This window comes from Paracoccus sp. MC1854 (assembly GCF_014164635.1).
Classification (GTDB): Bacteria; Pseudomonadota; Alphaproteobacteria; order Rhodobacterales; family Rhodobacteraceae; genus Paracoccus.
Window position 1 is genome coordinate 1 of record NZ_JACJFU010000132.1, and the last position, 828, is coordinate 828.

The following is an 828-nucleotide window of genomic DNA, read 5'->3' on the forward strand; positions in this document are numbered from 1 at the left end:
CAGACGCGCGCCGGGCACTTGAGCAATCCGTGAACTCCACGCCCGGCGCGCTTGCCCAGCTCGAAACCGACCAATACCAAACCCAGGGACTCTCGTCATGATCGAGAGAGGCCCAGAGGGAAGGTCATCTGCTACGGAGGGTTTCGGTGCCCAGTCCGATATTGTTCCGGTAATCCTCGTTGACCAGTTGTGCGATTAGCAAACCGGCGCTGGAGAGATTCTTGTGAAGTTCCTTTACCTCGTCACGTTTCGCAACGTAGACTGGAGGAAACCTCTGGATATTGAAAAATCGCAGAAAATCCTCAGACATTCTGAGGATGTTGAAAATGGGACATGCTTGGCAATTTCCAACCACATAAGCTTGTTTTTTCATTTTATTATTTCAAATCAGTAATTTAGTGCCAGTCGTTCAGCGCCGCCAGTTGCCTGATCCCGTCGTGCCGTACGGCAATATACTCATCTGAGTAACGGAGCTACCTGTCACATCCCGCGTGATTATACGGCTGCTTTCTGAACAGTTCGGGTTTTTCGCGATGCCAGACCTTGAGCGCGTCGATGGGCGTTCGACCCTTGAGGACAGGCTGGGGCAACTGGCCGTTGCAGAGGCGGACATGAGCCGCAGGATGGTCTGCTCCAGGTCTTCGCCGCTGTGGAAGCGGTGGCTCTGCAGGACATCCTCGATCCGGCCGTTGAACCGCTCCTGCTGCGCGACAAACAGGATGAGATTCCGCGTCAACCTGGATGAGACGCCGCGGTGGGCATGTGACGGAGGAGGGCGTAGCCCCGACCGGAGGCGCACGCCCACCGCAGCGGGCATTTTGCGTCTGT

General features: G+C 56.0%; 2 protein-coding genes. Both read right to left on the reverse strand.

Annotated elements, in window-relative coordinates; all coding sequences use genetic code 11:
- Positions 1–124 precede the first annotated feature (124 nt).
- Positions 125–373: a WcbI family polysaccharide biosynthesis putative acetyltransferase gene (locus H5395_RS19690; protein ID WP_182794004.1), complete on the reverse strand. Its 249-nt coding sequence runs from the start codon at positions 371–373 to the stop codon at positions 125–127.
- A gap of 36 nt (positions 374–409) precedes the next feature.
- Positions 410–828: hypothetical protein (locus tag H5395_RS19695; protein WP_220495137.1), on the reverse strand; the 419-nt coding region annotated here is incomplete at its 5' end.